Source organism: Candidatus Pantoea floridensis, assembly GCF_900215435.1.
Taxonomy (GTDB): domain Bacteria; phylum Pseudomonadota; class Gammaproteobacteria; order Enterobacterales; family Enterobacteriaceae; genus Pantoea; species Pantoea floridensis.
This window is the reverse complement of the sequence record NZ_OCMY01000001.1, coordinates 3,987,363-4,014,359: the sequence shown is the minus strand read 5'-3', so window position 1 is coordinate 4,014,359 and position 26,997 is coordinate 3,987,363. Positions and strand designations below refer to the sequence as shown.

Here is a 26,997-nt window from a genome sequence, read left to right as displayed (position 1 = left end):
CATATCACCTGTCTGCAACAGCAATGCTGGGTGCCAAATCGGGGAAGCGCTCCCAAATGGGCTCGACGCCACCAGGAAGCCATAATTTGCGGCCCAGTTCTATCCACGGACAAGGTTGGTGAAAATCTGATCCTTGCGACCCTGCTAGCTGATTATCACGCGCATAAGTTGCCAACTGCGTACGCTCGTTTGGTGCCTGCTGACACTGCGCGACTTCCATCGCGTCCCCGCCCACGTCGGCAAAATGCGCAATCAATCGCTTAAGCCATTTTGCGGAAAGGCCGTAACGCCCCGGATGCGCTAAAACGGCATAGCCGCCAGAATGATGAATAGCATCAATGGCTTGTTTAATTGTACACCATTGCGGAGGCACGTAGCCGGTTTTCCCTCGCGCCAGATAATTTTTGAATACCTGCGCCATATTATCGGCTTTGCCAATTTCCACCAGATAGCGCGCAAAATGACCACGCGTGATCATACCGCCTTGCGCCAGACGCTGAGCGCCGGCTAACGCATCGGGAATACGTGCACGCTCAAGCCGTTCAGCCATCTGCTGTGCACGGTCGAGGCGACACTGATGCTGATGCGCAAGGAATTCTGTCAGCGCGGGATGCTGGCAATCCACATTCAGCCCCACAATATGGATTTCATGATTTTCCCATAACGTTGAGGCTTCTAAACCGGCCAGCACGCGGATCGGAAGGTCCTGCTGCTGCACGGCAGCCCTCGCCTCCGCGACGCCCGCAACGGTATCGTGATCGGTGATCGCTAACACGCCAACTTTCATTTCAACCGCGCGCTGTACCAGTGCGGTAGGCGACAACAGTCCGTCAGAAGCCAGCGTATGGCTATGTAAATCGTAAAGGGGAAAGCGAGCAATGTCCGACAAGATAACTCCAGCAACAGCGTAAACCGGCAGGCATGATAACGATTTTGCCCCTGGCTGAAAAAGGGTATTGACTTTTTTCGCCCGAACCAGTTAACTAGTACACAAGTTCACACGTAACGGGTATTTAATCATGGCTATTTTGGGTACGCATTTAAATGGTTGGTGGCACGATGATCCCTTGAACGGGCGACGTCGTCGTGCACAACTTGCGTAACCGCTGTGCAGATACCTAAGCCCGCCACCGAGCGGGCTTTTTTTTGAGCGAAATTCAGAGAATCCATTATGGCTATTGCGAAACCTACATTGAAGTTGATAACCGGTACCGCGCCCTACCGCGAAGATCCGGCCGCAGTGTTCCATCAGCTATGCGGCGCACGTCCAGCAACTTTGCTACTTGAATCCGCGGATATCGACAGCAAACAGAACCTGAAAAGCCTGCTGATTGTTGATAGTGCGCTGCGCGTCAGTGCACTTGGCAATATCGTTACGATTAAAGCACTGTCTGAAAATGGTCGCGCTATCTTGCCACTGCTGGATGAGGCGCTGCCCTCTGACGTGCGTATTGAAGTGCGTCCCGACGGTCGTGAACTCCATTTTTCCCAGCCGCAGGGTTTACAGGATGAAGATTCCCGCCTGAAAGCGCTTTCGGTGTTCGATGCCCTGCGCCTGATCCCCCAGCTGGTTAACAGCCCGGAAGAGGAGCGCGAAGCGATGTTGCTAGGGGGGCTTTTCGCCTATGACTTAGTCGCAGGCTTTGAAGATTTACCGCAACTGCGCAACGAACAGCGCTGCCCGGATTACTGCTTCTATCTGGCTGAAACCCTGCTGGTGATCGACCACCAACAGCGCAGTGCGCGCCTTCAGGCCAGCTTGTTTAGCCCGTCCACCAGCGAGTTTCAGCGTCTGCAAGGCCGCATTGAGCAACTACGCGGTCAGATGACGCAAGCCGCACCTGCCTTACCCGTGCAACGCGTTGAGCAGATGACGTTAAGCACCAGCCAAAGCGATGAAGAGTATTGCAGCGTAGTACGTGAGATGCAGGAAGCGATTCGTATCGGCGAAATCTTCCAGGTGGTCCCTTCTCGTCGCTTCTCGCTGCCGTGCCCTTCACCACTCGCCGCTTACGACACGCTGAAAAACAGCAATCCAAGTCCTTACATGTTCTTTATGCAGGATCAGGACTTCGCGCTGTTTGGTGCCTCTCCGGAAAGCTCGCTGAAGTATGACGCCACATCACGGCAGATTGAGATCTACCCGATTGCCGGTACGCGCCCGCGCGGTCGTCACGCTGATGGCTCGCTGGATCGCGATCTTGATAGCCGTATCGAACTGGAAATGCGCACCGACCATAAAGAGATGGCGGAACACCTGATGCTGGTTGATTTAGCGCGCAACGATCTGGCACGCATCTGCGTACCGGGCAGCCGCTACGTTGCTGATTTAACCAAAGTAGACCGCTACTCGTTTGTGATGCATCTGGTGTCACGCGTGGTTGGCACGCTACGTGAAGACCTCGACGTGCTGCATGCCTATCGCGCCTGCATGAATATGGGCACGCTGAGCGGTGCGCCGAAAGTTCGCGCCATGCAGCTGATTGCTGAAAAAGAAGGCACCCGTCGCGGCAGCTACGGCGGCGCCGTGGGTTATTTCACCGCTAACGGTGACCTCGATACGTGTATTGTCATCCGTTCGGCCTGGGTAGAAGACGGCGTTGCCACCGTGCAAGCTGGCGCCGGCGTGGTACTGGATTCTCAACCGCAAGCAGAAGCGGACGAGAGCCGCAATAAAGCGCGTGCGGTATTACGTGCCATCGCAACTGCCCATCACTGCAAGGAGATTTTCTGATGGCCGATATCCTGCTGCTCGATAATATCGACTCCTTTACTTACAACCTCGTTGATCAGCTGCGCACCTTCGGCCACAACGTGGTGATTTATCGCAACAACGTACCGGCTGACGTGCTGATTGAACGCCTGCAGCACATGGAGAATCCGATTCTGATGCTGTCACCGGGTCCCGGCGCACCAAAGGATGCCGGCTGTATGCCGCATCTGTTGCAAGCCCTGCGCGGCCGTCTGCCAATTATCGGTATTTGTCTCGGCCATCAGGCGATTGTCGAAGCTTACGGCGGCCATGTCGGCCAGGCTGGCGAGATACTGCATGGTAAAGCCTCTTCTATTACCCATGACGGAGAAGGCATGTTTGCCGGCCTGAGTAACCCGCTGCCGGTAGCGCGTTATCACTCCCTGGTGGGCAGCAATACGCCTGCGGAGTTGACTGTAAACGCCAGCTACAACGGCATGGTGATGGCTGTGCGCCACGATGCTGACCGTGTATGCGGCTTCCAGTTCCACCCCGAATCCATTCTCACCACTCAGGGCGCACGCTTGTTAGAACAGACGTTGGCCTGGGCGCTGGCGAAGTAATAGGGAGATTATGATGCAAACTATTCTGGAAAAACTTTATCAGTCTGAAACGCTGAGCCAGGGCGAAAGTCATCAGCTATTTAGCGCCATTATTACTGGCCAGCTGGAACCAACGCAGTTGGCCGCCGCGCTGGTTGCCATGAAAGTCCGTGGTGAACGTCCGGAGGAGATCGCCGGCGCGGCCTCAGCGCTGCTGGAAGATGCCAAACCGTTTCCGCGTCCGGATTACACCTTTGCCGATATCGTCGGTACCGGCGGTGATGGCAGCAACAGCATCAACATTTCCACCGCTAGCGCCTTTGTGGCGGCTACCTGCGGTTTGAAAGTTGCCAAGCATGGTAACCGCAGCGTCTCCAGTAAATCAGGCTCATCCGATCTACTGGCGGCATTTGGCATTAATCTCGACATGCCGGCGGAAAAAGCCCGCAAGGCGCTGGATGACCTGAACGTCTGCTTCCTGTTTGCGCCGCAGTACCACAGCGGTTTCCGTCACGCGATGCCGGTACGTCAACAGCTGAAAACACGTACCATCTTCAATGTGCTGGGCCCGTTGATTAATCCGGCGCGCCCTCCACTCGCGGTGATTGGCGTGTATAGCCCAGAACTGGTGTTGCCGATTGCGCAAACGTTAAAAGTATTGGGTTATCAGCGTGCAGCGGTGGTACACGGTGGCGGCATGGATGAAGTCGCGCTGCATAGCCCAACGCAAGTGGCTGAGCTGCGCGATGGTGAGATTACCGGTTATCAGCTGACGCCAGAGGACTTCGGTTTTGGCTTCCATGATAAAGACGCGCTGGCTGGCGGGACGCCGGAAGAAAACCGTGACATTCTTACCCGTTTACTCCAGGGTAAAGGCCAGCCGGCCCATGAGCAGGCCGTTGCGGTGAACGTCGCAATGTTACTGAAAGTATTCGGAAATGAAGATTTGCGCGACAACGCACAGCGCGCCATCGCTGCCATTCGCAGCGGACAGGCTTATGAGCGCGTTGTCGCTCTGGCAGCGAGAGGATGAGATGAGTATTAAGGGCACTGTTTTAGAGAAAATCGTACAAGACAAAGCCGTGTGGGTTGAGGCGCGCCAGGCACAGCAGCCGCTCGCCACGTTCCAGAACGATTTACAGCCTGCCGCACGTCATTTTTACGATGCGCTGCGTGGTTCGCGCACGGTATTCATCCTGGAATGCAAAAAAGCATCGCCTTCTAAAGGGCTGATCCGCGAGGATTTCGATCCTGCGGCTATTGCTGGCGTTTATCGTCACTACGCTTCTGCGGTATCGGTGTTAACCGATGAAAAATACTTCCAGGGCGATTTTTCGTTCCTGCCTATTGTCAGCGCGGCCATTACGCAACCGGTGTTGTGTAAAGACTTCATCATCGATCCTTATCAGATCTATCTGGCCCGCCACTATCAAGCCGACGCCATTCTGCTGATGCTCTCGGTGTTGGATGATGAACAATATCGCCAACTCGCCGCCGTAGCGCACAGCCTGAAAATGGGCGTGCTGACGGAAGTGAGCAATGAAGCAGAGCTGGAGCGCGCAATTGCGCTGGAAGCCAAAGTGGTTGGGATTAATAACCGCGACCTGCGTGATTTATCCATCGACCTCAACCGCACGCGTCAGCTGGCGCCGCGCCTTGGGCATGGTGTAACAGTCATTAGCGAATCGGGTATTCATAACTATGCGCAAGTGCGTGAGTTAAGCCATTTCGCGAATGGCTTCCTGATTGGTTCCGCGCTGATGGAAGAAGCCAATCTCACCGCTGGCGTGCGTCGCGTGTTACTCGGCGATAACAAAGTTTGCGGCCTGACTCGCGCCGAAGATGCACGAGTGGCACAAGAAGCCGGAGCCATCTACGGTGGACTGATTTTCGCTGAAGGTTCGCCGCGTCAAATCAGTATTGAACAAGCGCAAGTGGTTCAGTCTGCTGCTCCATTGAAATACGTAGGCGTATTCCGCAATAACGCAATAAGTGACATTGTCACCTCAGCGTTAACCTTGAAGCTTGCAGCCGTACAGCTGCACGGTGATGAAGACCGAGCATTTGTCGCAGAGCTGCGTGCCGCCATCCCCGCTGAGACGCAGATTTGGAAAGCGCTCAGCATCAAGGAGCATTTGCCAGCACGTGATTGGCAACATGTTGATCGCTACGTGTTCGATAACGGCCAGGGCGGTAGCGGTCAGCGTTTCGATTGGTCACTGCTGCAAGGTCAGGATCTCGGCAATGTACTGCTGGCCGGTGGCTTAAGCGCTGATAACTGCGTCGAAGCCGCTCAACTCGGCTGTGCCGGCCTCGACTTCAACTCTGGCGTAGAGTCTGCCCCGGGCATTAAAGATGCCGGTAAAGTCGCAGCGGTATTCCGCACGCTGCGCGCCTATTAATTTCGCTTGCCCGCCATCGTGCGGGCCGAATAAGGAAGATGAAAAAATGACCACGTTATTGAATCCCTATTTTGGCGAGTTTGGCGGCCAATATGTGCCGCAAATCCTGATGCCAGCGCTGCGCCAGCTGGAAAATGCCTTCGTCGAAGCACAGCGCGATCCGGAGTTTCAGGCCGAGTTTACTGACCTGCTGAAAAACTATGCCGGGCGTCCAACGGCTTTGACGCTGTGTAGTAATCTCACCAAAGGCACAAAAACGCGCCTTTATTTGAAACGTGAAGACCTGCTGCACGGCGGCGCACACAAAACCAACCAGGTGCTGGGTCAGGCATTGCTGGCGAAGCGCATGGGTAAAAATGAGATCATCGCTGAAACCGGCGCGGGTCAACACGGCGTGGCCTCGGCGTTAGCCTGCGCCCTGCTCGGCATGAAGTGCCGCATTTATATGGGTGCTAAAGATGTTGAACGCCAGTCGCCAAACGTATTTCGTATGCGTTTGATGGGTGCGGAGGTCATTCCGGTGCACAGCGGCAGCGCAACATTGAAAGATGCCTGTAATGAGGCATTGCGTGACTGGTCTGGCAGCTACGAAACCGCGCACTATATGCTCGGCACCGCGGCGGGTCCGCACCCGTTCCCGACCATCGTTCGTGAATTCCAGCGCATGATTGGTGAAGAGACAAAAGCCCAGATTCTGGAACGCGAAGGCCGCCTGCCAGATGCGGTGTTAGCCTGTGTTGGCGGCGGTTCGAACGCGATCGGCATGTTTGCTGACTTTATCGACGAAACCAGCGTGGGTCTGATCGGCGTTGAGCCTGCTGGTCACGGTATCGAAACCGGGGAACACGGCGCACCGCTAAAACATGGTCGCGTAGGGATCTATTTCGGCATGAAAGCACCCATGATGCAGACAGAAGAAGGCCAGATTGAAGAGTCCTACTCGATTTCCGCCGGTCTAGACTTCCCGTCAGTTGGCCCGCAACATGCACATTTGAACAGTATTGGCCGTGCGGAATATGTCTCGATTACTGATGACGAAGCGCTCAGCGCCTTTAAAGAACTATGTCGCTCAGAAGGGATTATCCCTGCGTTAGAGTCATCGCATGCGCTGGCTCACGCGTTGAAAATGATTCACGAGAATCCGGATAAAGAGCAGCTGCTGGTGGTTAACCTCTCCGGCCGCGGCGACAAAGACATCTTCACCGTTCACGATATTTTGAAAGCCAAGGGAGAGATCTGATGGAACGTTATAATCAGCTGTTTCAACGTCTGTCGGCGAAAAAAGAAGGCGCTTTTGTGCCCTTCGTCACCCTCGGCGATCCCTCGCCTGAACTGTCGCTGAAGATCATTGATACGTTAGTCGCTGGCGGCGCAGATGCTTTAGAACTCGGTATTCCGTTTTCCGATCCGCTGGCAGATGGTCCAACCATCCAGGGCGCTACGCTCCGTGCCTTTGCTTCCGGTACCACGGTGGCTCAGTGTTTTGAAATTCTGGCGACCGTACGTCAGAAATATCCTGACCTGCCGATTGGTCTGCTGATGTACGCTAATCTGGTGTTCAGTAAAGGTATCGATAATTTTTATGCGCAGTGCGCCGCCGTGGGTGTGGATTCGGTGCTGGTAGCGGATGTTCCGGTGGAGGAGTCGGCGCCATTCCGTCAGGCAGCAATGCGCCACAACGTGGCACCGATCTTTATCTGTCCGCCGAATGCGGACGATGCGCTACTGCACGAAATTGCTCAGCACGGCCGCGGTTACACCTATTTGCTGTCCCGTGCTGGTGTTACCGGCTCAGAGAATCGTGCAAGCCAGCCGCTGCATCATCTGGTTGAGAAGCTGCGTGAATTCAATGCGGCTCCGCCGCTGCAGGGGTTTGGTATTTCCGAGCCAGGTCAGGTAAAGGACGCCATTGCGGCAGGCGCTGCAGGTGCAATTTCCGGCTCAGCGATTGTGAAAATCATTGAACGTAACCAAAACGATCCCGCCAGCCTGCTCAGCGAACTGAAAACCTTCGTTAGCAACCTTAAAGCAGCCACCCTCTAAAATCACGAGGCCTTATTCGCGCACGCGGATAAGGTCTCGTTTCTACATTTTGTTTCCCTGCAACGTCTGTGTTGCCGCTCAGATCTGCTCGTTTTAATCAATCAACATCACTTTTAACCTGCACCACCAGCCTAACCTGGTCGATAAACGTGTTATTGGATCAATAAGTGGCAAAAATCACGCATTTCTAACTTTTTCGCATCGAGAGGTTTGCCGATTGCGCAAGCTCAGACCACAATTAACTGCGCCGCCCCATTGCGGCGAAACATCATCTAAGACAGGGAGATAACCAATGAATTTTTTCAAAGTCGTGGCAGGATTTTTGATGGCTGCAGTAGTGGCACTGACGCTGAGCGCTTGTGCACCAACAGCAACAAAAGAAGGCACGGGTGGATACATCGACGATACGGTTGTCACCACCAAAGTTAAGGCACAGTTGTTAAATGATGAATCGCTGAAATCTACTGAGATCAACGTTGAAACCTTCAAGGGCAAAGTTCAGCTGAGTGGTTTTGTTAGCTCACCACAGATGGCTAACCGTGCCGTTGCAGTAACGCGCAGCGTAGCGGGTGTAAAATCTGTGGTTAACAATATGCAGATTAAATAACACAACGGGCGACCATCTGGTCGCCCGTTTCCTTTACGGCATCCCCGTTAGAAACGGTAACCCACGCCGAAGAAGAATACCCAGGGATCGATGCGAGTATTAATATTTTGCTGCTCACCGTTGGCTTTGAATTTCACCTCTGTATCAATGTCCATGTACCACAGCGATGCATTAAGCATCCAGTCGCGGTTGATTTGATAATCCAAACCAACCTGACCCGCCAGCCCCCACGAATCTTTCACACTGAGATCGCTTAAACCGGCGTCTTTGCCTGTCTGATTAAATTTTGCATCATAAAAAGTGGTGTAGTTGATACCCGCGCCGACATAAGGACGCACTTTGCTATTGCTATCAAAGAAATAGTATTGCGCCATTAATGTCGGTGGCAGCTGGCGCACGGTGGCAAGGTTGCCGGTGGCGCCGAGGCCAACTTTATGACGGAAGGGGGTTGCTGCTAACAATTCAACGCCAATGTTGTCCGTCGCCATATAGGTAAAGGTTAAACCAAGTTGGGTATCGTTACTTACATTGAAGCCGCCCATTCCCAGCACATTGTCAGAGCCTTCGGTCGGACGTACGGTCGCGCTACCTGCGCGCATAAAGAAATCACCTGCTTCATGAGCCAGTGCCAGTTGCGGGATGGCCAGTGCCATTAGCAGCGCGCATTTTGCCAGTTTCATAATCACTCCTTTGCCAAATAAAGTAGGGTCTTAATCGTGTTCGCGGCACAACATTTACCCCTTTTTTGGTAAAAGATCATCTTCCTCAATATAAATTAATCACTTAAAAAACAATGAATTGATTCAGATCAATTTTGGCTTTACACGGCGCAATAATTGTCTGCTTGCGAAAATTTTTTGGGGTGATTATTTTACTTTTTCCTGAGTGATTTTGGTTCGATGCATGAGGAGTGGCGGGCGATCAGATGAGCGATTTACTTAACCCCTGTATGACGTGTGGCGCATGTTGCGCGTACTTCCGTGTCTCCTTTTACTGGGCCGAAGCCGATGATGGCGCCGGTGCCGTCCCCGTTGAGTTAACCGAACCGTTAGGCCTACTGATGCGCAATATGCGCGGCACCAACGATCGTCAGCCGCACTGTATTGCGCTGCAAGGGGACGTTGGCGGCTGCGTATCCTGCGGTATTTATCAGCAACGTCCGTCGCCTTGCCGTGAATTTTCGATGTCTGGAGAGAACGGGGAGGTGAACGAAGCCTGCGATCGCGCCCGTGCGCGCTATGGTCTTCCCGCCCTTTTTCACCCTTCTTTACCTGAGATGACATAAAGTTATCGCAATGCGGGTGCCAGCACGCCAATAGAACATGTACAATCGCCGGGTTAATTAATCCGGTTCTTTCAAGGAGTTTACATGTCTATCACGGCAAGCTCGTTATACCGTGACACAGGAAATTTTTTGCGCCATCAGTTGGTTACTATTTTACTGATGGCACTGCTGACCTCGTTCATTACTGTGATTGTCGGCCATGCGTTAACGCCTGGTGAAGAGCAGCTATCGTTGTTAAGTCAGTCAGATGACAGTGCATCGTCGCTGTTTGAGCTCGTGCAGAATATGTCACCCGATCAGCAACGAATTCTCCTGCGTGCATCTGCGGCGGGAACCTTCGCGGCCCTGATTGGCAACACGCTGCTGCTGGGTGGCATGCTATGCCTGATCCCCATGGTTTCTGGTGGACAACGCGTCAGTGCGCTACGTGCGATTGGCGCTTCTGCACCCATGCTGCCAAAGCTACTGTTGCAAACTTTCCTGATCACGCTGCTGGTGCAATTGGGCTTTATGGTACTGATGGTACCGGGCGTGATTCTGGCGATACTGTTTTCGCTGGCGCCAGTGATTCTGGCCAGTGAAAAGCAAGGGGTCTTCGCTGCCATGCGTGCCAGTATGCGTCTCGCGTGGAAAAACATTAAGGTCATTGCGCCAGCGATCGTGCTGTGGCTGCTGGCAAAGATCGTTTTAATGTTCTTCTTTTCATCGCTGACCGTACTTCCTGCGAACATCGCTTCCGTGGTGTTAAACGCGCTGGGCAATCTGGTCTCCGCTGTATTAATTATCTATCTGTACCGGCTCTATATGCTGTTACGTTAATCGTTAAGGCGCTCAATTGGGCGCCCTTAACTGAACGCTCCTGCCCTAATTGGAAACGCTATGAAGCAGTTACTCGATTTTCTTCCCCTGGTAGTTTTCTTCATCTTTTACAAGCTGTACGACATTTTTGTGGCATCTGGCGCACTCATTGTTGCGACTGGCCTGGCGCTGGTCGTCAGCTGGGTGCTGTATCGTAAGCTGGAAAAGATGACCATTTTTACCTTCGTGCTGGTAGCCGTTTTTGGCACGCTAACGCTGGTGTTCCATAACGATGAGTTCATCAAATGGAAAGTCACCGTGATCTACTCCTTGTTCGCACTGGCGCTGCTTTATAGCCAGTGGTTCATGAAACAACCGTTGATCCAAAGCATGCTAGGTAAAGAGCTACAGCTGCCTTCAGGCGTTTGGCGTCATCTTAATATTGCCTGGGCGATTTTTTTCCTCGCTTGCGGTCTGGCAAATATTTATGTTGCGTTTTGGTTATCGCAGGAGTTTTGGGTTAACTTTAAAGTGTTCGGTCTGACCGGCCTGACCCTACTCTTCACCCTGCTAAGCGGCGTATATATCTGGCGACAGATGCCGCAACAAGAACAAAAATAAAGCGACTCCGCCCGATATTGTCGGGCTTCTCTTCACCTGCAGAAGAACTGAGCAATGGAAGAAAAACATAAGTCGCCGCAAGGCGAAATGGTATTGCGCACTCTGGCAATGCCCGCAGATACCAATGCCAATGGCGATATTTTTGGTGGCTGGTTGATGTCGCAGATGGACATGGGCGGCGCCATTAAGGCGAAAGAGATCGCCGAAGGTCGCGTTGTCACCGTGCGCGTTGATGGGATGACATTCCTCAAACCGGTAGCGGTGGGCGATGTGGTGAGTTGCTATGCTCGCTGCATCCGCACCGGCAATAGCTCGATGACCATCAATGTCGAAGTGTGGATTAAGAAAGTTTCGTCTGAACCTATCGGTCAGACTTACTGTGCCACTGAAGCGGTATTTGTCTACGTGGCCGTTGATAACACCGGGCAATCTCGCCCCCTGCCGCCCGGCAGAAGTCATCTAAGCGATGTTTAAAACGCAAAAAGCGGTCATCTGACCGCTTTCTTTTTGCTCATCAATCACATGGTTTTACTCAATATTCGCGCCGCCATTAATACGGAACACGATATTCATGGTCAGATTTTTGCCTGGACGACCGGGTTGATAGCGCCATTTCTTCATAGCCTGTTTCACTTCTCGCTCAAACATATTGCGCGGTTCAGCAGATAAAATCTCCACGTTGTCTACGCGACCATCACTATCCACATCAAACTGCACGCGTACGCGTCCTTCTACGCGTAGCGCAAATGCACGCGCGGGATAAGCGGGCTTACTCACATTCATCGCTTTCGGGCCATCTGAAACGCTTGGGGTCGCAGTCGGATTTGCTTTAGGTGCTGTCGTTGGGCGTGTCTGCGTAGTAGGCGCCTCTTGTTTGACCGGATTTTCCTGTGGCTTCACTTCCTGCCGTGGTTTCGGCTCAGGCTTTTTCTCAACCTTAGGCTTCGGTTTGGGTTTAGGCTTCGGCTTAGGTTCAGGTTTAGGAATGGGCACTGGCTCAACCTTAGGCGGTTCAGGCGCCACTTCTGGCTCTGGTTCGGGCTCTGGCGGCGGCGGTGTCACCTCTGCGGGTGCAGGCTCTGGCTGCACTTCCGGTGCCACAAGGGACACGCTAATTGGCTGTGACGCTTTTGGAACTTCAATGACCTGATGAAAGGATGCATAGAGAATGCCAGCAATCAACGAACCGTGAAGTACCACGGATAAAATTACAGCAACAGGAGTACGTGTAGGAAAAGGCGTAGTCAACGTGGTCATATCATTCATGTTCATTGAGTGAAGCGCAGATTTTAAATGCAAATAGCAATCAGTTTCAATAAGCGATGTGTAAGGCACCCATTTTAAGGCTTTTTTTAACCCTCTTTGCGCTGAATGACAGTGTAAATATCTTTCGTTTGCACTCTGATTAACGATCACTTAACGTGTCACGCAATTTCGGCAAGTCTAACGGGAGTATCCCATCGTGCTTTACGTCATTTATGCGGAAGATACCGCTGATTCACTGGAAAAACGCAATTCGGTACGTCCCGCGCATCTTGCTCGTTTGAAGCTGCTGCAGGATGAAGGCCGTCTGATTGCTGCAGGCCCGCTACCAGCGGTTGATAGTAATGATCCAGGTCCGGCGGGTTTCACCGGCTCCGTGATTATCGCTGAATTCTCCTCACTGGAAGTCGCGGAATCCTGGGCCAAAGATGATCCCTATATCGCAGCAGGCGTCTATGAGAAAGTCGCGGTTAAGCCGTTTAAACGCGTTTTCTGATTTATGTGGCAGCCTGTTTTACTGCTTTTGGCGGTGTTTGTACTCATTGGCAGAGCACTTCTGGTATGGCGTCAGCAAGGCTGGCGCAACGCACGACAGCACATCGTCATGCTGATTGTGCTAGCAGCAGCATTACAGATGGTCAACGTGATCGTGGTGCTACGCGGCGCATAAAGCCGCGTATGCCAATCAGACCATTTGTGAAATAAATAGAATAGAGCGGCGATGTTGTTGCGCTACCTGATGACGAATGGTGTGGATACGTTTGTATCGACGCGATTGCCCTTCCAGCCAGCGAGCACGGCGACGATGTACCTGACGTAACATTCTCCAGCGCGCCACTTCATTTTTGCTGCGTCTCATCACATCCTCTCAGACAGGCTAAACTCGGCAGGGATTATAAAGATCTGCTCCAAAATGCCAAATCGAAACCTTCATCGAAGTGTCATTCACGATTAAAGGTTTCACTACCTGTGATCAGCACGTAAACTTTGCACTTCAAAGCGCGAACAGGATGTCCACTTAATGACCACATTTTATACCCTTATCAGTTGGTTGCTGCTCTTTGGCTACTGGTTGCTGATTGCGGGTGTCACGCTACGCATTCTGATGAAACGGCGCGCGGTGACCTCGGCAATGGCCTGGCTGCTGATCATCTATATATTGCCGCTGGTGGGTATAATCGCTTATCTCTCATTTGGTGAACTGCATTTGGGCAAACGGCGTGCTGAACGTGCCCGCACCATGTGGCCTTCAACCGCTAAATGGCTTAACGATCTTACACAGTGCCGCCACATTTTCGCCACAGAACATAGCGAAGTCGCGCGCTCGTTGTTTGAGCTGTGTCGTCATCGCCAGGGGATTGCCGGCGTTAAAGGCAATCAGTTGCAGTTGCTGACCAGCTCCGATGATGTCATGCATGCGCTGATTCGCGACATCCAGCTGGCGCGCCATAATATCGAGATGGTGTTCTATATCTGGCATCCCGGCGGGTTAGCCGATGAAGTAGCAGAATCACTGATGGCTGCATCGCGGCGCGGCGTACATTGCCGCTTAATGCTGGATTCAGCCGGTAGCGTCACCTTCTTCCGCAGCCCGTGGGTCAATATGATGCGCAATGCGGGCATCGATGTGGTTGAAGCGCTTCAGGTAAGCCTGCTACGTGTGTTCCTGCGTCGTATGGATTTACGCCAGCATCGGAAAGTGGTGCTAATCGATAACTACATCGCCTACACCGGCAGCATGAATCTGGTCGATCCACGCTTCTTTAAGCAGGATGCCGGTGTCGGACAGTGGATCGATCTGATGGCACGCATGGAAGGTCCCGTGGCCACCACTATGGGCATTGTGTATGCCTGCGACTGGGAAATTGAAACGGGTAAACGTATTCTGCCGCCGGCACCTGATGCGAATGTCATGCCATTCGAGCAGGAAAGTGGCCATACCATTCAGGTGATCGCCTCCGGTCCCGGCTTTCCGGAAGATATGATTCATCAGGCACTGCTCACCGCGGTTTACTCAGCACGTGAGCAGTTGATCATGACAACGCCCTACTTCGTACCCAGCGATGACTTGCTGCACGCCATCTGCACCGCTGCATTACGTGGGGTTGAAGTCAGCATTATTGTACCGCGCCACAATGATTCGTTGCTGGTTGGTTGGGCTAGCCGCGCCTTCTTCACCGAACTGCTCGAAGCAGGCGTGAAAATTTATCAGTTCGAAGATGGCTTATTGCATACCAAAAGCGTTCTGGTGGATGGGCAACTGAGTTTAGTGGGCACCGTTAACCTGGATATGCGCAGCCTTTGGCTTAATTTTGAGATCACATTGGTGGTAGATGATGACGGCTTCGGCAGCGATCTCGCCACGGTACAAGATGATTATATCGCCCGCTCACGCTTACTGGATGGTGCGCGCTGGGCGAAACGTGCCTGGTGGCAGCGCATCGTTGAACGACTGTTTTACTTCTTTAGTCCTTTACTGTAAAACGAGCGAAAATATTACCGCCTCACGGCAAGCAGGAATGACCATGGATTTAAATAATCGCCTTACTGAAGATGAAACGCTGGAGCAGGCTTACGATATTTTTCTTGAGCTGGCAGGCGACAACCTTGATCCCGCAGACATCATTCTTTTCAATCTGCAGTTTGAAGAGCGCGGGGGCGCAGAGCTTTTCGATCCTTCTGAAGATTGGCAGGAACATGTGGATTTCGATCTGAACCCCGACTTCTTCGCTGAAGTGGTGATTGGATTGGGCGAAGCCGATGGCGAGCCGATTACAGATGTGTTCGCGCGCGTACTGCTGTGCCGTGAAAAAGATCACAAGCTCTGCCACATTCTGTGGCGCGAGTAAGTATCCTTTAAAAAAACGCCGGGCATCCACCCGGCGTTTTTATTTATAGCGGATCGACTTTTAAACACGAAACCGCATGGCGGAAGCTGCCTTCCAGCAGCGGCCGCGTTTTTGCACACTCTGGGCCAGCAATCGGGCAACGCGTACGGAATACGCAACCTGATGGCGGATTAATTGGCGACGGTAGTTCCCCTTCCAGCAGCTGGATCTGCTTATTCTTCTCCAGATCAGGGTCAGGAATCGGCACCGCCGACATCAGCGCACGCGTATAAGGATGCTGCGGATTGTTATACACCGCATCGTAGGTGCCCAGCTCCACGGCATGGCCAAGATACATCACCAGTACGCGGTCGGAGATGTGTTTGACCACCGCCAGATCGTGCGCGATAAAGATCAGCGACAGCCCCATTTCGCGCTGCAACTTTTGCAACAAGTTAACGACCTGCGCCTGGATTGACACGTCCAGCGCCGACACGGGTTCATCGCAGATGATCAGTTTCGGCTCAAGGATTAAAGCGCGCGCTATTCCAATACGCTGACACTGACCGCCAGAGAACTCATGCGGATAGCGGTTGATAAGGTTCGGCAGTAAACCGACCTTCATCATCATGCTTTTTACCTTATCCTTTACTTCCTGGCGCGGCATTTTCGGGTAATAGGTGCGTAGCGGTTCAGCAATGATATCGCCGATGGTCATACGCGGATTGAGCGACGCCAGCGGATCCTGGAAGATCATCTGGATATCGCTGCGTGCCTGGCGCCACTCTTCCTGGCTTTGCCCCAGCAGATCGCGACCGAGCCACGCTACGCGTCCCTCCGTGGCTTTTACCAGCCCGATAATTGCGCGAGCCAGCGTCGATTTTCCGCAGCCCGACTCACCCACAACGCCGAGCGTTTCTCCTTCGTAGAGACGCAAGCTGACACCATCAACTGCTTTTAGCGTGTGAGGCGACTGCCAGAACCACTGTTTGCCATCCTTAATTTCGAAGTGCACCTTAAGATCGGCGATCTCGAGGAGGACTTTTTTCTCTTCAACTACGGCACTCATACTAACTCCTCCACCGGCTTGAAGCAGGCACGCAGACGACCTTCAGCAAAAGGTTCCAGCGGCGGTGCCTTGGCGCAAATGTCCATGGCGTAGGCGCAACGAGGCTGGAATGGACAGCCTTGTGGTAAGCGCAGCAGGTTTGGCGGGTTGCCAGGAATAGTGGTCAGCGACTCACCTTCTTCGGCATCCAGACGTGGCACTGCACTCAGCAGGCCAATTGAATACGGATGCGCAGGCTGATAGAACACATCGCGCGCGCGACCATATTCCATCGTTCGACCGGCGTACATCACCAGCACTTTGTCACAGATTCCCGCTACGACACCGAGATCGTGGGTAATCATCACGATCGCGGTGTTGAATTCGCGCTTGAGCTCATTCAGCAACGTCATGATTTGCGCCTGAACAGTCACGTCGAGCGCGGTGGTGGGCTCATCAGCAATCAGCAGTTTTGGCCGACACAGTAGCGCCATCGCAATCATTACACGCTGGCGCATACCACCAGAGAACTCGTGCGGGAACATCTTCATGCGTTTACGTGCTTCCGGCATTTTCACTGCGTCCAGCATACGCACTGACTCTTCAAACGCCTGTGCGCTGTTCATGCCCTTATGTAACTTCAGCACTTCCATTAACTGCTCACCCACGCGCATATAGGGATTGAGCGAGGTCATCGGATCCTGGAAGATCATCGAAATCTGCTCAGCACGCAGCTTGTTGAGCTTGTTTTCCGGCAGATTAAGGATCTCTTCGCCGTTAAACTTCGCCGAACCGCCTATACGACCATTTTTCGCCAGCAGCCCCATCAGGGCAAACGCAGTTTGCGATTTACCTGAGCCAGATTCCCCCACAATTCCAAGCGTTTCACCCGCATGCAGTGAAAAGTTGAGATCGTTCACAGCTGTTACATCGCCATCATGAGTACTAAAGGTGACACGCAAATCTTTTACATCCAGTAGCAGGTTACCGTTTCCCGCACGCGCAGCTATTGCTGGCTGAAATTCATGGATAGTCATCGGGAAACTCCTTAACGATCTTTCGGGTCGAGGGCATCACGCAAGCCATCGCCGATAAAGTTAAAACAGAACAGCGTGACCACAAGGAAGCCTGCAGGGAACATTAGTAACCACGGCGACACTTCCATTGAGTTAGCACCGTCGCTAAGCAGCGCGCCCCAACTACTCAGGGGCTCTTGCGTACCGAGTCCGAGGAAACTGAGGAAAGATTCAAACAGAATCATGCTCGGAACCAGCAGCGAGGCGTACACCACCACCACACCCAGCACATTAGGCACGATGTGACGCAGTACGATATTGAAAGTACTCACGCCCCCTACCTGCGCCGCTTCGATAAACTCTTTACGTTTCAGGCCCAGCGTCTGACCGCGCACGATACGCGCCATATCCAGCCACGACACCATGCCAATCGCCACAAAGATCAGCAGAATGTTACGTCCAAAGAAGGTTACGAGCAGGATGACGAAGAACATAAACGGGAAGGAGTTGAGGATCTCGAGGATACGCATCATGACTGAGTCAATTTTACCGCCCAGATAACCGGCTAATGAGCCATAGAGCGTGCCCACCAGTACCGCGATCAAGGCGGAAGCGATGCCGACCATCAGCGAGATACGGCCACCAATCGCGACGCGCACCAGCAGATCGCGTCCCGATGAGTCGGTACCAAACCAGTGGCCAGAAACCGTATCCGGCGCAGCAGACATCATCGCCCAGTCGGTATCGTCATATTTGAACTGCGACAACATAGGTGCAAACACTACGAACAGCGTGATTACTAGTAACACCAACAGACTGATGAACGCAGCACGGTTGTGAATAAAGCGGCGACGCGCATCCTGCCAGAGGCTGCGCCCTTCGACTTCCAGTTTTTCACTGAAGGCATCCAGAGCTTCGCTGTTTTTCTTACTTAACATCATGGGCGAGCTCCACAATCAGTAACGGATTTTTGGATCGATAACGGCATAGAGCACATCAACGATCGCGTTAAACAGAATGGTCAGAACGCCAACCAGAATGGTTAGACTCATCACCAGCGAATAGTCTCGGTTCAGTGCCCCGTTAACGAACAGCTGACCGATGCCAGGCAAACCATAGATAGATTCAATCACCATTGAACCGGTGATAATGCCGACAAATGCTGGCCCCATGTAGGATAAGACTGGCAGCATAGCGGGCTTCAGCGCATGGCGCAGCACGATACGACGCAGCGGCAAGCCTTTAGCGCGTGCTGTACGGATGAAGTTTGAGTGCATCACTTCAATCATCGAACCGCGGGTAATACGCGCGATGCTGGCAATATAGGCCAATGAGAGCGCCACCATCGGCAGCAGCATGTAATTCCATTGGCCGCCGTTCCAGCCGCCGCCAGGCAGCCAGCGTAGGGTTATCGCAAAGACCAGCACCAGTAATGGTGCCACGACAAAGCTGGGGATCACCACGCCGGTCATCGCGACCCCCATCACGGCATAATCCCACAGACTGTTTTGCTTTAAGGCCGCGATGACGCCGGCCGTCACGCCCAGCACCACGGCGAGGAAAAATGCCGCCAGGCCGAGTTTGGCTGAAACCGGGAAGGCATGGCCTACCAGATAATTCACCGAGTAATCTTTGTATTTGAACGATGGCCCAAAATCACCGTGTGCTAACTGCACCAGATAGCTCAGGTATTGTTTGCCTATCGGATCGTTGAGATGGTATTTCGCTTCGATATTTGCCATCACCTCTGGCGAAAGCACACGCTCGCCGGTAAATGGACTGCCGGGTGCCAGTCGCATCATGAAGAAAGAGATGGTGATGAGAATAAATAGCGTCGGGATGGCTTCGAGGAGCCGACGCAGGATGAATTTTAACATTGCCGTACCTACCAGGCTGTTGCTTCACAAATTAAAAAGGCGGTGCCGCAGCACCGCCACTGTCGATAGCCTGAGTGCTATTAATGTTTAATGATATACAGGTTTTTATCGACGGTTTTATCCAGCGGATCGTTACCGGTATAACCACCCACGTAAGGCTTCACCAGACGTGCGTTGACATAGTAGTAAACTGGCACGATGGTGCTGTCTTTATCCAGAATCTGCTCTGCCTTCTGATAATCCGCTACACGCGCCTTATCGTCTGTGGCTTTAACGGCATCGTGGATAACTTTATCGAAGTCAGCGCTCTTATAATGTGAGGTGTTACTGCTGCTGTCAGACAGCATGATGTTCAGGAACGATGTGGGTTCGTTGTAATCGGCACACCATGCGGCACGGGAAACATCAAAGTTGCCCTGATGGCGCGTATCCAGGAAGGTTTTCCACTCCTGGTTCTCAAGCTTGATGTTCACACCGATATTTTTCTTCCAGATAGAAGAAGCGGCGATCGCTAGTTTTTTATGCAGATCGGAGGTGTTGTACAGCAGATTGAAGGTCAGCGGTTTATCTGCGGTATAACCCGCTTCAGCCAGCAGTTTTTTCGCTTCTTCATTACGCTTGTTCTGATCCCACTTGAACCAATCTGGTGGCAACAGTTCCATACCATCGGTGGCTGGCGGAGTAAAGCTGTAAGCCGGCTGCTGGCCTTGAGCCAACACTTTGTTCACCATGATGTCACGATCCAGACCAAGCTTCAGTGCGGTACGTACGCGTGGATCGGTGAACGGGGCTTTCTGGTTGTTAATTTCGTAGTAGTAGGTGCAGAGATACGGCTTCACCATCAACTCTTTGCCATTATCACGCTGCAGCTTTTTGAACAGCTCGATGGGCATGTTGTTATAAGTGATATCGCTGCCGTTTTCAGAGAAGTAACGGTTAACATCACTGACTTCGGAGTTGATAGGCAGGAACGTCACTTTGTTCAATACGGTGTGCTCGTTATCCCAATATTGCGGATTACGCACCAGCGTCACACGCTCGTTAATTACGTGTGATTCAAGTTTAAAGGCGCCATTGCCCACCCAGTTTTGCGGTTGGGTCCACTGATCGCCAAATTTTTCGATGGCGGGTTTATATACCGGAGACATGACGGAGTTAATCAGCAACTTGTAGAAGTACGGCACCGGCTCGCTCAGCGTCACTTCCAACGTATGATCATCAATTGCTTTGACACCAAGATCGGAGGTTGGCTTTTTGCCAGCGATGATGTCATCAACATTCACGATGTGGCCATATTGTGGATAGCTAGCGTACGGGGATGCGGTTTTTGGATCGACCAGACGCTGCCAGCTGTAAACGAAATCTTGTGCGGTTACCGGCTCACCATTAGACCACTTAGCGTTCTTGCGCAGATGGAAGGTCCAGACTTTATAATCTTTATTTTCCCAGCTTTCAGCCACGCCCGGTACCGGCTTGCCATCGCTATCGCTGGTGATCAGGCCTTCATATAGGTCACGCGCGATGTTGTCTTCAGGCACACCTTCAATTTTGTGTGGATCCAGCGACTGTACCTCATCGCCGTTACCGCGGACCAACTCCTGTTTTGCTGCCAATTCAACGCCTGCTGGCACTGTTGCTGCCAGCGCGGCATTCCCTGCCAGCGCGCCGATTGCTGCTAATACGCCTGCAGCAATCAGGCTTTTTTTCGTGATGTTGTTCATTATTACGCTCCAGTTTTATTATCTTTACCAGGTCGATTCATCGCCTGGCGTCCCCTTTTCGGGTGGTCTTCGCCTGTCTGAACGAAGACCCGAATCACCCTTTAGGGTTTACCACGGTAAAGTGCCGTCCGACTGTAGCGTCGGATCGATACATTACTCAATGTTTCTTTATGTAATAGTATTTCAACGCCAGCATATCCTGCGGGTCTTTACCGGTGAAGCCGCCAACCCAAGGCTTAACCAGTCTCACGCTAACGCGGTAATAGACTGGCACAATGGGCGAGTCTTTATCGAGTTGCGCTTCCGCCTGCTGATAAAGCGAGGCACGGCCTGCTTCATCCGAATGCGTGAGTGTTTGCTTCATTAATTGATCAAATTCTGGGCTGTTATAAAAGGCCGTATTAATCGACGAACCGCTTAATAACATATTCAGGAAAGTTGACGGTTCGTTATAATCGGCGCACCAGGTTGCACGGACCACGTCGTACTGCGCCTGATGCCGCGTTTCAAGTAGTGTTTTCCACTCCTGATTCTGTAATGTGATCACAGCACCGAGATTCTTTTGCCACATTGATGCTGCAGCAATCGCCTGCCTCTTATTCTGCTCAGATGTGTTATACAACAGCGTAAAACGCAGCGGATTTTGTGGGTTAAAACCCGCCTGCGCTAATAATTCTTTCGCCGTGGCATTTCGCTCTGCCTGGGTTTGTTGTGCCCAGGCAGGAGGAGAGAGTGTAATGCCGTGGGTGAACGGCGGTGTTAAGCCATAGGCAGGAATTTGTCCTTGCCCCATAATTTTTTGCGCAATTATGTCGCGGTCAAGTGTTAACTTCAAAGCGGCACGCACGCGCCCATCATTGAAAGGCGCTTTTTTATTATTAATTTCATAGTAAAACGTGCATAAAAGAGGGCTGACTTTGACCTCGTCGCCGAGATCCTGCTGCAGTTTTTTAAACATCTCTGGCGGGACCGCGCTGTTAGTCATATCGGTCCCCCCGCTGCGATAGCGATTAATATCACTATTTTCCGAGGAGAGCGGTAAAAACACACCCTCCTCGATTACGGTATGTGCATTATCCCAATAGTCAGGATTGCGTTTAACCACGATTTTTTCATTCACCACCCATTCACTTAATGTAAAAGCGCCATTGCCTATATAGTGATTCGGCTGTGTCCACTGCTCACCCCACTGCTCAATGGCCGGACGATAAACCGGTTTCATGGCACTGTGCGCCAGCATGGCAACAAAATAGGGAACGGGTTCAGAAAGGGTAACCTGAAGGTGATGGTCGTCGAGAGCTTTAACGCCGAGTTCACCAGGCGCAGCTTTGCCAGATAGAACAGCGTCAATATTTTCAAGGTGTGCTGTTTGCAAATAGCTGGCATAGGGCGACGCGGTTTTAGGATCGGCCAGACGCTGCCAGCTATAAACGAAGTCATGCGCGGTTACCGGTTCGCCATTACTCCATCGCGCATCGTTGCGCAGCGTAAAAGTCCAAATACGGCCGTTGTCACTTTGCCACGAACTGGCGACGCCTGGCACCAGTTGTCCGTTATTGTCGGTTTCAACGAGCCCTTCCAGTAAATTACGCATGACATTCGATTCAGGCACGCCTTCTGCCTTTTGCGGATCTAATGTTGCTACTTCACTGCCATTATTAATAACAATCCGTTGCACATCTGATAATGGGGTACCAGCCGGGATTTGTGCTGCCTGGCTCTGTGCCACTATTCCCGCAAGGCATAAGGCTAGCACCGAAGGTGCAGCCATTTTCGCTACCATGCATTTCATCAACAAATATCAACCTTACTCATAAGCCTGATAGGATGTAAGCAAAAAGCGTACACATTTGTCGCTATCAGATAAAAAATTTGTGGATGAGCCGAAATTATCAGAACCGTTACCCGCGCGCCAAAGCTAAACTGCAAAAATGTTAGCAGATTCTCTTTTATCACGATCGGACATGCAGTGAAAGAGTTAATTTTTATCCAGAATTATCATCTAATTTTTTGATTTTAAAATAATTTTTGATGATTTTGCATGTAATCTATCCATCTTAGCTATTTTTTAATAAGTTATTCCAATATAACCATATAACTCCTCATCATCCCTACTATTCGTTATTGAATTGGCGAATAACCTTTTAGACATGCTAATTAGTACGAATTAGGCAGAAGATTTATCTGTGATAATTATCACAATATTGAAGCGCTTTTAGATGCGGGCTACAAAAGTTAGTAGTAAAAGTGATGATGGCTGCGATGACTTTAGCAACAAGAATAAAATAACCAAAATGGTGCAATTAATCACTTGCGCGCACCATTTTGGGTCAAGCATGCGGCGTTACAAAAAAATAACTGTGGGGTCAGTTAAGGAGTCCAGGAAAAATCGATTTCATGCCAGTTACGATAAACTCGATACCTAAAGCCATTAATAATAAGCCCATGATACGCGTAATGACGTTAATCCCCGTTTGACCAAGTAACCGAACCATTAAAGGTGCAGCACGAAAAAGAAGCCAACAGCTAAAAGCAAAAATGGCAATCGCAATACTTAAGCCAAGTAAATTTTGCCAACTGTTATAGCGCGTGCTCCAGACGATGGTTGAACTTATCGCACCGGGCCCCGCCATTAATGGTAAGGCCAGTGGCACCACGCCAATACTTTCACGAATGGCGCTCTCAGACTTCTCCTGCTTATTTTGCTTATCTTCCCCGAGCTTCCCGCTGATCATCGACATCGCTATGGTGACAACCAAGATTCCCCCCGCAATACGGAACGAATCAATTGAGATACCAAAGACATGTAAAATGCCATCCCCGAGAAAAAGGGAAGTCCAGAGAATGATGGCGACGGCCAAATTTGCCGTAAGATTGGTTTTGTTGCGCTCCGCTACACCCTGGTAGCTGGTCATACTGATAAAAACCGGGATGATGCCCACCGGATTCACTAAGGCAAACAACCCGACAAAAAACTTAATGTAGCCGGAAAGATCGAGTAGTACGGGATTCAAAGTGGGCTCCGGTAAGGTCTGAATTAAAAATCGCGCTTAATGTAGTGCAAAAGCCGGGCGTAAAACCAGAGGTAAAGGCAGAAAATTATGCTACCTGTCGCGGTCATAACCAGTTTATCTGACTGCTGTTACTCAAAAGTTATAACGATGCAGCTTCAGCGTTCAGAGAATGTGGCAAAGCACACTAACTTTACTTGCGAAAGTTAGTGCTGAAAGGTGTCAGCTTGGGTTCGAATTGATCCAAATCATTATTTACCTACCTCAACAGGGGTAATCTTACCCCATCGAAACCACTTCCGGAGCGCTTAGGCATCTTGACCAGGAAACCCTTTTAGTAAGCAAAGACAATACAGTCGTTAACTTGAGCAATTTATAAGCTTAACGTGACTATACTTCTGGATCAGGCTTGTTTACTAAAAGAGTTTAACTTCCTTCAGGAGAGCACTATGGCCGTTACTAATGTTGCCGAACTTAATGCACTGGTAGAGCGTGTTAAAAAGGCACAGCGTGAATTCGCTAATTTTAGTCAGGAACAAGTGGATGCAATTTTCCGCGCTGCCGCCCTCGCCGCTGCAGATGCCCGTATTCCACTGGCCAAAATGGCCGTCGCCGAATCTGGCATGGGTATTGTTGAAGATAAAGTGATCAAAAACCACTTCGCTTCAGAGTACATTTACAATGCCTATAAAGATGAAAAGACCTGCGGTATCCTTGCAACCGACGATACCTTTGGCACCATCACCATTGCCGAACCCATTGGCTTAATCTGCGGTATTGTACCCACCACTAACCCAACTTCTACTGCTATTTTCAAGGCGTTGATTAGCCTGAAAACCCGTAATGGCATCATCTTTTCCCCACATCCGCGCGCAAAAGATGCCACGAATAAAGCGGCTGATATTGTTCTGCAAGCTGCAATCGCTGCAGGTGCACCGAAAGACATCATTGGCTGGATTGATGCCCCATCGGTTGAACTGTCGAATCAATTAATGCATCACCCAGATATCAATTTAATCCTTGCCACCGGTGGTCCAGGCATGGTGAAGGCGGCGTATAGCTCTGGCAAACCTGCCATTGGCGTTGGCGCGGGCAATACCCCAGTCGTGATTGATGAAACAGCCGACATTAAACGTGCAGTTGCATCAATTCTGATGTCGAAAACCTTTGATAACGGCGTGATTTGTGCTTCTGAACAATCTGTCATTGTGGTTGATTCAGCATATGACGCTGTACGTGAACGCTTTGAGAGCCACGGTGGTTACCTGTTGCAGGGCCAGGAGCTGAAGGCCGTTCAGGACATTATCCTGAAAAATGGTGCATTGAATGCCGCCATTGTAGGACAGCCGGCAGCGAAAATTGCCGAACTGGCGGGGATTACCGTACCGGCAAACACCAAAATTCTTATTGGTGAAGTGAAGCTGGTGGACGAGTCTGAACCGTTTGCGCATGAAAAATTATCACCGACATTAGCCATGTATCGCGCTAAGGATTACCACGACGCCGTTGATAAAGCGGAAAAACTGGTAACTATGGGTGGTATTGGACATACCTCATGTCTGTATACCGACCAGGATAATCAGATTGAGCGCGTACACTACTTCGGCGATAAAATGAAAACCGCTCGTATTCTTATCAATACCCCAGCGTCACAAGGCGGTATCGGTGACCTGTATAACTTCAAGCTGGCTCCGTCACTGACACTGGGCTGCGGTTCATGGGGGGGTAACTCCATTTCTGAAAACGTGGGACCTAAACATCTCATCAACAAGAAAACCGTCGCCAAGCGAGCTGAAAATATGTTGTGGCATAAACTTCCGAAGTCTATCTACTTCCGTCGCGGCTCACTGCCGATTGCCCTTGAAGAAGTGGCAACTGACGGAGCTAAACGCGCCTTCATCGTTACTGACCGCTTCCTGTTCAATAACGGTTATGCCGATCAAGTTACTCGCGTACTGAAATCACACGGCATTGAAACCGAAGTGTTCTTTGAAGTTGAGGCAGATCCAACGCTGAGCATTGTGCGTAAAGGCGCGGAACAGATGAACAGTTTCAAACCTGACGTGATCATTGCCCTCGGCGGTGGTTCACCGATGGACGCTGCAAAAATCATGTGGGTCATGTACGAACACCCTGAAACGCATTTTGAAGAGCTGGCGCTGCGCTTTATGGACATCCGTAAACGTATCTATAAGTTCCCAAAAATGGGGGTGAAAGCACGTATGGTTGCCATCACCACCACCTCTGGTACAGGTTCTGAAGTGACTCCATTTGCGGTAGTTACTGATGATGCAACAGGCCAGAAATACCCGCTTGCGGACTATGCACTAACTCCAGACATGGCAATTGTTGATGCTAATCTGGTGATGGATATGCCGCGTTCTCTCTGCGCATTTGGCGGCCTTGATGCGGTGACACACTCACTTGAAGCTTATGTGTCAGTATTAGCCAATGAGTATTCAGATGGTCAGGCACTTCAGGCGCTGAAATTGCTGAAAGAGAACCTGCCTGCCAGCTATCGTGACGGCGCTAAAAATCCGGTTGCACGTGAGCGTGTTCACAATGCAGCGACTATCGCGGGTATTGCGTTTGCTAACGCATTCCTTGGGGTATGTCACTCTATGGCGCATAAACTGGGTTCTGAGTTCCACATCCCGCATGGCCTTGCTAATGCGCTGCTTATCTCAAACGTGATTCGTTATAACGCGAATGACAATCCAACTAAGCAGACGGCTTTCAGCCAGTATGACCGCCCTCAAGCACGCCGTCGTTATGCTGAAGTGGCCGATCATCTGGGACTTTCAGCTGTAGGCGACCGTACCGCGCAGAAAATTGAAAAACTGCTGGCCTGGCTGGAAGAGATGAAAACACAGCTGGGAATTCCAACCTCTATCCGCGAAGCGGGTGTACAGGAAGCTGATTTCCTCGCGAAAGTAGACAAACTGGCAGAAGATGCATTCGATGACCAATGTACTGGCGCCAACCCACGCTATCCGCTGATTGCTGAACTGAAACAAATTATGCTGGATACCTTCTACGGTCGTGAATTCTCTGAGTCTTACAGTGAAAAAGCTGCTGAGACAAAAGCAGAAGTGAAAATCGAGAAGAAAACCAAGAAAGCCTAAATAGTTTTAACTTAAAAAACCCGCTTCGGCGGGTTTTTTCATCTGCCTAAAAACTAAG

25 protein-coding genes, 1 pseudogene and 1 other annotated feature are annotated in these 26,997 nt (G+C 51.3%); of the genes and pseudogenes, 15 read left to right on the top strand and 11 right to left on the bottom strand.

Features of this window, described 5'->3' with window-relative positions; genetic code table 11:
• Window positions 1–4: 4 nt before the first annotated feature.
• On the bottom strand, window positions 5–889 hold the full coding sequence (rnm, locus tag CRO19_RS18805) for an RNase RNM (protein WP_097097200.1): 885 nt from the start codon (window positions 887–889) through the stop codon (window positions 5–7).
• Window positions 890–1,043: 154 nt separating this feature from the next.
• Window positions 1,044–1,148, top strand: a sequence feature (Trp leader region).
• 23 nt (window positions 1,149–1,171) lie between these two features.
• On the opposite strand from rnm, the gene CRO19_RS18800 reads away from it, so the two are divergent.
• The 6 genes and pseudogenes from CRO19_RS18800 (at window position 1,172) to CRO19_RS18770 (ending at window position 8,346) form a co-directional block, all read left to right on the top strand.
• Complete coding sequence (locus tag CRO19_RS18800; protein ID WP_097097199.1) at window positions 1,172–2,734, top strand: anthranilate synthase component 1; 1,563 nt, start codon at window positions 1,172–1,174, stop codon at window positions 2,732–2,734.
• Window positions 2,734–4,327: pseudogene (gene trpD, locus CRO19_RS26265) on the top strand (bifunctional anthranilate synthase glutamate amidotransferase component TrpG/anthranilate phosphoribosyltransferase TrpD). Before CRO19_RS18800 ends, trpD begins: the two are co-directional and overlap by 1 nt.
• A gap of 1 nt (window position 4,328) precedes the next feature.
• Window positions 4,329–5,696 carry a bifunctional indole-3-glycerol-phosphate synthase TrpC/phosphoribosylanthranilate isomerase TrpF gene (gene trpCF, locus CRO19_RS18785; RefSeq protein WP_097097196.1) on the top strand — a complete coding sequence of 456 codons (1,368 nt, stop codon included), beginning with the start codon at window positions 4,329–4,331 and terminating at the stop codon, window positions 5,694–5,696.
• 46 nt (window positions 5,697–5,742) lie between these two features.
• A complete protein-coding gene (trpB, locus tag CRO19_RS18780; protein ID WP_097097195.1) occupies window positions 5,743–6,936 on the top strand; it encodes a tryptophan synthase subunit beta in 1,194 nt (397 codons plus the stop codon).
• Window positions 6,936–7,739 (top strand): tryptophan synthase subunit alpha, encoded by an 804-nt coding sequence (gene trpA / locus CRO19_RS18775; protein WP_097097194.1) that lies wholly within the window; start codon window positions 6,936–6,938, stop codon window positions 7,737–7,739. Before trpB ends, trpA begins: the two co-directional genes overlap by 1 nt.
• A gap of 292 nt (window positions 7,740–8,031) precedes the next feature.
• Window positions 8,032–8,346, top strand: coding sequence for a BON domain-containing protein (locus tag CRO19_RS18770; protein WP_097097193.1), 315 nt, complete (start codon window positions 8,032–8,034; stop codon window positions 8,344–8,346).
• Between the two features lie 47 nt (window positions 8,347–8,393).
• On the opposite strand, the gene ompW is transcribed toward CRO19_RS18770, so the two are convergent.
• Window positions 8,394–9,026 (bottom strand): outer membrane protein OmpW, encoded by a 633-nt coding sequence (ompW, locus tag CRO19_RS18765; protein WP_097097192.1) that lies wholly within the window; start codon window positions 9,024–9,026, stop codon window positions 8,394–8,396.
• A gap of 245 nt (window positions 9,027–9,271) precedes the next feature.
• Here ompW and CRO19_RS18760 point away from each other — a divergent pair, with 245 nt between their 5' ends.
• From CRO19_RS18760 to yciA, 4 genes are all read left to right on the top strand, one after another.
• Window positions 9,272–9,631 (top strand): YkgJ family cysteine cluster protein, encoded by a 360-nt coding sequence (locus tag CRO19_RS18760; protein WP_097097191.1) that lies wholly within the window; start codon window positions 9,272–9,274, stop codon window positions 9,629–9,631.
• Window positions 9,632–9,715: 84 nt separating this feature from the next.
• Complete coding sequence (locus CRO19_RS18755; RefSeq protein WP_097097190.1) at window positions 9,716–10,450, top strand: YciC family protein; 735 nt, start codon at window positions 9,716–9,718, stop codon at window positions 10,448–10,450.
• 60 nt (window positions 10,451–10,510) lie between these two features.
• On the top strand, window positions 10,511–11,050 hold the full coding sequence (locus CRO19_RS18750; protein WP_097097189.1) for a septation protein A: 540 nt from the start codon (window positions 10,511–10,513) through the stop codon (window positions 11,048–11,050).
• Window positions 11,051–11,104: 54 nt separating this feature from the next.
• Window positions 11,105–11,524 carry an acyl-CoA thioester hydrolase YciA gene (gene yciA / locus CRO19_RS18745; protein ID WP_097097188.1) on the top strand — a complete coding sequence of 140 codons (420 nt, stop codon included), beginning with the start codon at window positions 11,105–11,107 and terminating at the stop codon, window positions 11,522–11,524.
• A 54-nt stretch (window positions 11,525–11,578) separates the two neighbouring features.
• Here yciA and tonB read toward each other — a convergent pair whose 3' ends face one another.
• Complete coding sequence (gene tonB, locus CRO19_RS18740) at window positions 11,579–12,307, bottom strand: TonB system transport protein TonB (protein ID WP_176519173.1); 729 nt, start codon at window positions 12,305–12,307, stop codon at window positions 11,579–11,581.
• 205 nt (window positions 12,308–12,512) lie between these two features.
• Between tonB and CRO19_RS18735 the strand changes: the two genes are divergently transcribed.
• Window positions 12,513–12,809: a YciI family protein gene (locus CRO19_RS18735; RefSeq protein WP_007892393.1), complete on the top strand. Its 297-nt coding sequence runs from the start codon at window positions 12,513–12,515 to the stop codon at window positions 12,807–12,809.
• Window positions 12,810–12,812: 3 nt separating this feature from the next.
• Entirely contained in the window at window positions 12,813–12,983 is a 171-nt protein-coding gene (locus CRO19_RS26135; protein WP_176519172.1) for a hypothetical protein, read from the top strand.
• Between the two features lie 15 nt (window positions 12,984–12,998).
• On the opposite strand, the gene CRO19_RS25895 is transcribed toward CRO19_RS26135, so the two are convergent.
• Complete coding sequence (locus tag CRO19_RS25895) at window positions 12,999–13,172, bottom strand: YciY family protein (protein WP_097097186.1); 174 nt, start codon at window positions 13,170–13,172, stop codon at window positions 12,999–13,001.
• A 162-nt stretch (window positions 13,173–13,334) separates the two neighbouring features.
• Here CRO19_RS25895 and cls point away from each other — a divergent pair, with 162 nt between their 5' ends.
• Together cls and CRO19_RS18720 are read left to right on the top strand one after the other, a co-directional pair.
• A complete protein-coding gene (gene cls, locus CRO19_RS18725; RefSeq protein WP_097097185.1) occupies window positions 13,335–14,795 on the top strand; it encodes a cardiolipin synthase in 1,461 nt (486 codons plus the stop codon).
• A 37-nt stretch (window positions 14,796–14,832) separates the two neighbouring features.
• Entirely contained in the window at window positions 14,833–15,162 is a 330-nt protein-coding gene (locus CRO19_RS18720; RefSeq protein WP_196250121.1) for an HI1450 family dsDNA-mimic protein, read from the top strand.
• A gap of 43 nt (window positions 15,163–15,205) precedes the next feature.
• Here CRO19_RS18720 and oppF read toward each other — a convergent pair whose 3' ends face one another.
• The 7 genes from oppF to CRO19_RS18685 all read right to left on the bottom strand — a co-directional run bounded on the left by oppF (window position 15,206) and on the right by CRO19_RS18685 (window position 23,817).
• On the bottom strand, window positions 15,206–16,210 hold the full coding sequence (gene oppF / locus CRO19_RS18715; RefSeq protein WP_097097184.1) for a murein tripeptide/oligopeptide ABC transporter ATP binding protein OppF: 1,005 nt from the start codon (window positions 16,208–16,210) through the stop codon (window positions 15,206–15,208).
• On the bottom strand, window positions 16,207–17,226 hold the full coding sequence (locus CRO19_RS18710) for an ABC transporter ATP-binding protein (RefSeq protein WP_097097183.1): 1,020 nt from the start codon (window positions 17,224–17,226) through the stop codon (window positions 16,207–16,209). Before CRO19_RS18710 ends, oppF begins: the two co-directional genes overlap by 4 nt.
• Before the next feature lie 11 nt (window positions 17,227–17,237).
• Window positions 17,238–18,146, bottom strand: a complete 909-nt coding sequence (gene oppC / locus CRO19_RS18705) for an oligopeptide ABC transporter permease OppC (protein ID WP_007892380.1) — start codon at window positions 18,144–18,146, stop codon at window positions 17,238–17,240.
• 15 nt (window positions 18,147–18,161) lie between these two features.
• A complete protein-coding gene (oppB, locus tag CRO19_RS18700) occupies window positions 18,162–19,082 on the bottom strand; it encodes an oligopeptide ABC transporter permease OppB (protein ID WP_007892378.1) in 921 nt (306 codons plus the stop codon).
• 80 nt (window positions 19,083–19,162) lie between these two features.
• A complete protein-coding gene (oppA, locus tag CRO19_RS18695) occupies window positions 19,163–20,803 on the bottom strand; it encodes an oligopeptide ABC transporter substrate-binding protein OppA (protein ID WP_097097182.1) in 1,641 nt (546 codons plus the stop codon).
• Window positions 20,804–20,960: 157 nt separating this feature from the next.
• The gene (locus CRO19_RS18690) at window positions 20,961–22,574 is read right to left on the bottom strand and encodes an ABC transporter substrate-binding protein (RefSeq protein WP_097097707.1); all 1,614 of its coding nucleotides are present in this window, start codon (window positions 22,572–22,574) and stop codon (window positions 20,961–20,963) included.
• A 595-nt stretch (window positions 22,575–23,169) separates the two neighbouring features.
• A complete protein-coding gene (locus CRO19_RS18685) occupies window positions 23,170–23,817 on the bottom strand; it encodes a YchE family NAAT transporter (RefSeq protein ID WP_097097181.1) in 648 nt (215 codons plus the stop codon).
• 446 nt (window positions 23,818–24,263) lie between these two features.
• Here CRO19_RS18685 and adhE point away from each other — a divergent pair, with 446 nt between their 5' ends.
• On the top strand, window positions 24,264–26,939 hold the full coding sequence (adhE, locus tag CRO19_RS18680) for a bifunctional acetaldehyde-CoA/alcohol dehydrogenase (protein WP_097097180.1): 2,676 nt from the start codon (window positions 24,264–24,266) through the stop codon (window positions 26,937–26,939).
• The last annotated feature ends 58 nt before the right edge of the window (window positions 26,940–26,997 follow it).